The sequence below is a fragment of the Evansella tamaricis genome (assembly GCF_019042215.1).
Classification (GTDB): domain Bacteria; phylum Bacillota; class Bacilli; order Bacillales; family Salisediminibacteriaceae; genus Evansella; species Evansella tamaricis.
This window is the reverse complement of record NZ_JAHQCS010000006.1, coordinates 1-6,048: the sequence shown is the minus strand read 5'-3', so window position 1 is coordinate 6,048 and position 6,048 is coordinate 1. Positions and strand designations below refer to the sequence as shown.

The 6,048-nt window shown below is 37.7% G+C and carries 5 protein-coding genes and 2 pseudogenes; 5 read left to right on the top strand and 2 right to left on the bottom strand.

Translation table 11 applies throughout. From position 1 onward, the window contains the following. A pseudogene (locus KS419_RS00230) lies at positions 1-230 on the top strand (Crp/Fnr family transcriptional regulator); the annotation flags it as partial. A gap of 138 nt (positions 231-368) precedes the next feature. Next, positions 369-672: pseudogene (locus tag KS419_RS24700) on the top strand (insertion element protein); the annotation flags it as partial. Here KS419_RS24700 and KS419_RS00225 read toward each other — a convergent pair. Both KS419_RS00225 and KS419_RS00220 read right to left on the bottom strand, forming a co-directional pair. Continuing rightward, positions 669-1,268 (bottom strand): GNAT family N-acetyltransferase, encoded by a 600-nt coding sequence (locus KS419_RS00225; RefSeq protein ID WP_217064084.1) that lies wholly within the window; start codon positions 1,266-1,268, stop codon positions 669-671. The pseudogene KS419_RS24700 and the gene KS419_RS00225 sit on opposite strands and share 4 nt — an antisense overlap. A 238-nt stretch (positions 1,269-1,506) precedes the next feature. Then, positions 1,507-2,058, bottom strand: coding sequence for a hypothetical protein (locus KS419_RS00220; protein ID WP_217064083.1), 552 nt, complete (start codon positions 2,056-2,058; stop codon positions 1,507-1,509). Between the two features lie 241 nt (positions 2,059-2,299). On the opposite strand from KS419_RS00220, the gene KS419_RS00215 reads away from it, so the two are divergent. The 3 genes from KS419_RS00215 (at position 2,300) to KS419_RS00205 (ending at position 5,530) form a co-directional block, all read left to right on the top strand. Then, the gene (locus KS419_RS00215; RefSeq protein WP_217064082.1) at positions 2,300-3,262 is read left to right on the top strand and encodes a hypothetical protein; all 963 of its coding nucleotides are present in this window, start codon (positions 2,300-2,302) and stop codon (positions 3,260-3,262) included. Between the two features lie 24 nt (positions 3,263-3,286). Beyond that, positions 3,287-4,285: a helix-turn-helix domain-containing protein gene (locus tag KS419_RS00210; protein WP_217064081.1), complete on the top strand. Its 999-nt coding sequence runs from the start codon at positions 3,287-3,289 to the stop codon at positions 4,283-4,285. Positions 4,286-4,444: 159 nt separating this feature from the next. Further along, the gene (locus KS419_RS00205; protein ID WP_217064080.1) at positions 4,445-5,530 is read left to right on the top strand and encodes a linear amide C-N hydrolase; all 1,086 of its coding nucleotides are present in this window, start codon (positions 4,445-4,447) and stop codon (positions 5,528-5,530) included. Positions 5,531-6,048: the final 518 nt, after the last annotated feature.

Genomic DNA, 6,048 nt, shown 5'->3' with positions numbered 1-6,048 from the left:
TACTTGGTGTATTAACAACAGCGGCGGCATTTTTCGGAATCATGATGAACTTCGCGTTCATGTTCGCAGGTACAATCTCTTCTAACCCTTGGATGCTTCTTTTGACCGTATTCATCCTTGCTGCTGGATACAACGCAGGCCGAATCGGTGGCGACCGTTGGGTAATGCCTTACATTAAAGAAACTGTATTCAAAGGTAAATTCAGTAAAACAGCGGACCAAGTTGCTTAACATTAGTAATCGGATAGGAATAAAATTAATTTAGCTATACTCCCTTAAAATAGATGAAAAAGGCGTTTACATTAAAGAATGTAGACGCCTTTTCATATCCAATAAAAAAGATGATGACGATAAAACAAGAATTACAGATTAATGAATGTGAATGAAAACGATACGAATTAGTTTTACAAATTCGCAGAAGACTATCTATCCTTGAAAGCCCCTTGATGACAGGAAGAGGCGATGGAAAAGTTATATATACGCCAACTTCAATCCGAAGTATGCTCAATACGCATTGACCATTCTAAGAACATTCTACAGCTTTTGTGAAACCTACAAATCAGCCAATGGAAAAGAACTTACTCTTGCACAACGTTTAGGTATTACAAATAAAGAATTCCAGTTAAAGGATATTATATATAAGATAAGCAGCTTGAAATTTCAAGTTGCTTAAAAATTATTTTCATTTTCTATTTTAGTTTTATAAATAGAGGAGAACTCTTCTCTTAGAATAGAGTAAATTTTTAAATCTTGATGTTCTCCTTTTACGAACATACCTTTTCTAATTATACCTTCAAAAGACATCCCTGTTTTCTCCATCACTCGTTCTGAACCTCTATTTTCAACGAAACATCTTGCTTGAATACGAACCAACTCCATATTGTTAAAGCCAAATTTAATAACTTCACTTGCGGCTTCTGTTGCGATACCCTTTCCCCAATAATCTTGAGAAATTACATATCCAATTTCAGCTACATTATGTTTTAGTTGCCACGAGACAAAATCAATTGTTCCGATAAACTTTCCGTTTTCTTTACACTCTATCCCCCAAGGTGAAACATTCTTATTCTCATATTGGTTTAATACAAATTCAACAAACTCTTTAGTATCAGATAATGTCTTGTGAGTTTCCCAAGTAACATATTTAGATACTTCTTCATTAGAGCCATAGTAATACATATCTTCAACATCTTCAAAAGTTATTTTTCTTAATAAGAGACGTTCTGTTTCTAAAGTAGGTAAATTGCCAAATATATTTTCAATCTCCATAAAAACCACCTCTATTATTGTTTGTTAATCCCATTGTATATGAAATTTTTACAATAAAAAGAAAAAGTAGCATTCATTTTATAATCATTGAATGCTCCCCTTTATATTGAAAGTGTTAATTTAGCTGTTATTTAAAGTGCGATTTTTCATTTATTTATACCCATATTTCTATTGTGTTTTTTATGTTAACTGAAATTTTTTCTACAATATCTGAACTACTGCGTCTAACATCCATAAACTATGGAATTTCACTAATCTTAAATTCGCCCCCTTCATCCATCTGGAAATTTATTTGGATGAAGTTCCCATGATCATACAAATCCACTTGACCATCTTCTGTGATGGCAATCATTTCGTACTTAAGAATGTATTCGAAGGAACTTTCGTCAATTATTTGAATTTGTTCATCATACAAAGTGGTTTCAATGGACATATAACGGCCGCCTACTTCAAAAAACTCCAATAACCTTTCCCCATAATACTCTGTATCAATAAAGGTGGATTCAACTAACTGATCATATTCTTCTTCTGTTTTCGCAAGATAGATTAAATCAACCTCATGATAAATGGAACTGGCAATTTTCAATAATTCCTCTTCCCTCATATCAAGAACACTGACAGTGGGTAAATTATCTTCATGGTTCTCTTCAGAAACTCCCTTTTCTTCCGACGCGGTCTCTGTACTTTTCACATCAACATCTTTACCTACAAACTCTTCTATGGAAATACTGCATGCACTCATCAAACAGAAAGTAACACTCCCTACTATTACAATCAATAATCGCTTCATCTATAACACCTCATTTTCATACGCAATAATATAAAGTATAGATATAAAAGGTTAAATTCTGTTAAAAAGTAAAGCCATTTGAGAATCCAGCTCCACAACATTTTTCCAAAAGAAGAATAGTCCGGTAAAAAGAAACAAAAATTAAGATGCGAGGTGCCTGTCACTTGTCGATTTCGACAAGTGACAGGCACCTCCCGATTCATGTTATAATGTTCTTTGGAATTTAGGAGGTTTTTCACAAATGAAGGTATGGATTACAATAAGCCTGATAATTTTAACGATAATTCTTACAACAATGGCTTGCTCCAGCTACAATAATGTATCGGACCAGCCAAATCAGTCAACGACAAATGACACAGGTGGAGAAGAAGCAACGATCGATGAAACATTGACCTCGGCTGACGAGGAAGAATGGGATGGACCAAAAAGAGAAAGGGATTGGGCATCCATTAAGTTAGAAGATTGGGTAGAAAAAGAAATCCGCCTTACGAAAGCGGAGTTTCGCGCATTTTTACACTGGGTCTCAGAAGACGAAACATATGCCACCGGAGAAAACTATATGGTTGACCATGAAACAATTGTGATTACCTTTAATCCACTTGACGAAGGTATGCCATTTACATATGATATGATCGGATCCGTCGTAGAACCACATATCCGAGAAGCCTATAAAGCATCGACGTTTTACCAGAACCAGCAAGAACCTACTATCATCTTCCAGGACTCTGATGGGGAAAATCTTTTTGCTTATGAAACAAACATGGAAGAGCGATTGGCAGCCCGGGAAGGAGAAAGGGAGGAGAATTTAGAATATATAGGCAACTTTCGCATGAATGATGAGGTGGAGTTTGAGAACGAAGTAATCTCCATCACAGGGGGTTCAACGATCACGAGGAGATTAGAGGAAGAAATATATACTCCCCGTTTCGTGGTACGATTAGGAATAACCTTCCGTAATACATCAGACGAAAACAATTATGCCACCGCTAGTTTATTTTCTATCAGTGATTCCAGAGGCAGGGAACTGGATATTTATCCACTGGAAGAAATCATGGGAGAGATGGTGCCACCAGGAGAAGAAATCCATGCGCCACTATATTTCGTAGCATCTGGAACCGGACCATATGACATTACGTATACAACGGAAAACGAAAGAGCCACGTGGGTAATCAGTGATGGGGAAGTGGAACTCCATCGGAATTAAAATCCAAGTAATGGAGTGAGTTCAATGAATTATCTTGAGGGGATACAACGGTTCGGAGATTACATTGAAAAGGAGCTGGAAAATGAGTTCCACATGAACCAACTTGTGGAAGACGGAATTCGCAGCACCTATATATCAAAATTTCATTTCTACCGCTTATTTAAGGCCGTGGTGGGGCACTCTGTCCAAGAATACGTGAAGGGCAGAATTTTAATGAAAGCTGCGGAACGTATTCAAAATACAGAAGAAGACATGCTGACCATTGCAATCAAATACGGATTTCATTCCCAAGAAGTCTTCACCCGCAACTTTAAAAAGAGGTTTGGTCAAACACCTGCAAAATATCGAAAAGAAATGCAAAAAAATGGAAAACTGAATTTCGAAATGAAAAAACTCAGCCTCGATTCCCTACAGCTAAAAGTGAAAGCCTTTAAAGGAAAAGTTCACGTAGAAGAAACAGTGGAAACCATTGAAAACCTCCATTTAGTAGGATTCGAAAGAGAATCAGATGACAATCAAGTTCACACGATTGTACATGCCATGGAACAATTTCTACAAGTTGCACCTCAAATTCCCAATCGAAAAGGAAACACCATTTACCGCGTATGTTATGACATAGATACGAAAAAACAAATCCCCACCTTTAAAGAACTGATCGCCGTAGAACAGGTGCCTGTCACCTCCCGAAATTTGTCGAATCAAATGACCCAAAAACAAAACGAAACGGCAGAAACCTCAAAATCAATCCCAACACCTGAGAATGAAATGAATTATCACCTACCCCATGGAATGATACGGAAACAAATAAAAAACGTGAAGGTCGTCACGTATATCCACAACGGAAGACTTTTTCAAGACGAGCAAGGGAAGATTCTAAACACCTACCACTTCATCTACAGCTACCGGATCCCCCTCTTGACTGAAGTGCTGACAACAGACTACTTGATCGAGCAGTACGGCAGTGGTTTCCGCGGACCTTACGACGACAATTCCAAAATGACCATCTCCCTCTCCATTAAATAAACAAGCGATGATGACAGTAACAACCACAAAAGAACCCTAGAGGCCTTTGGGAAATATAAAGGTCAATTTTCAAAGAAAGTAGCAACCACGATCAAAAAAATCTCCTGGATTCCTGATACTTTAGTAGTACAGAAAGGTAATCTAAAGGAGGTTTTTTTAATGTGCACCACATTTACGTTGAACAAAGACGAAACATTGTTACTGGGACAGAACTATGATTTTTATTATGGTCACGGGTTGATCGTAGTAAGTCCAAGAGGTCTAAAGAAAGAATCCCTCACAGAAGAGGGAGAGCGGAAGGTAGCCTGGATTACAAAATATGGGACCGTCACATTTAGCCAGTTCGGAAGGGAACTGCCCATGAGCGGTATGAACGAAACTGGGCTGACCATTGCAATGATGTTTCACGAAGACGGTGTTTTTCCACAAAAGGATGAACGCCCAGCTTTAAACGAACTACAATGGATTCAATATCAGTTGGATAACTATCGCTCGGTGGATGAAGTGATAAAGCATCTCCATGAGATCCGCTTGGAAAAATCCATTTATGAGCTTCATTATACAGTGATGGATGCATCTGGAAAAACAGCGCTCATTGAGTTTATCGAAGGTGTTGCCCAAGTTACAGATAACAGTGACTTCTATACAATTACGAACACGAGCTTTAACAAATCGGCCTCCTATGCGCAACAATTCCGGAAAAAATCAATTGATAGACTTTCGAGAAAGGCAACATCATTAGACCGATTTACGTTGGCATACCGGCTCGTAGAAGAGGTGCATCAGAAGGGAGGAAATGCATCAAGAACAGAAACAAATCCTCCTCCGTCCCAGATGTATCACGTCACAGAAGCCTTTCGAATTCTAGAGGAAGTATCTGTAAAACCATCATTTCAAAGTATATGGAATTGGATTGGAAAGAAAATTCCCCCTACATTTACGTATTGGAGCATTGTTTTTGATGTGAAAAATGGTGAGATATATTACAAAGATCAAAAAAATAAGAATATTAGAATGTTTTCCTTGAGGGATTTCCAATTTTCCGGTGATGCTCCGGTGATGGCCTTAGCTTTGGATAATCAGTTGACCGGGAACATAGGAAAAGCATTTGCACCATACCGATTGGAAGACAATGAACGTATTATTTCCATCAGCTATAAGCCAATCTCTGACATGATCTCTAAGGAAGAGCAACAAGAACTGGCTAAATACCCAGACACATTTAAACGGGTCCAGTTAAAATAATTGTAATCAATTAGTGCCGGAACTTGTCACCATGAACAAGTTCCGGCACTAAACGAGTGAGAATCAGTAAACTGCTAATTAATAAAACCCCCTATCCATATCTTATAAACATTCTCATTATGGCATTGTGGCACGCTAAATAGATAGTGGTGTGATTAAAGTCACAATTCCTCCACAAGTCTGTAACAGAGCGTTCACAGATGTGCCGGTTGTCACAAACTAATCCGTTATATACTAGGAGTGAAGATAGTTAGTGATCACTCACAAAAACAAACGGTAAAAACAACCTTTAAAAACATTACTCAATAGCCATTATTTCATAAAATTTTTTCAGGAAAAAGCCATGTGGATCTTCAGACCGAAATAAAGGGTTTGCTGAGCCAAAACGAACATCAAGACGTTGATTACAAACTATCCTACAATAAAACTAACCTTAGGGGGAATGAAACATGTTTATGGAATTCTTACGAAACAACAAAATTGCTGCAGGTCTTTTAACAATCTTACGGGTATATCTT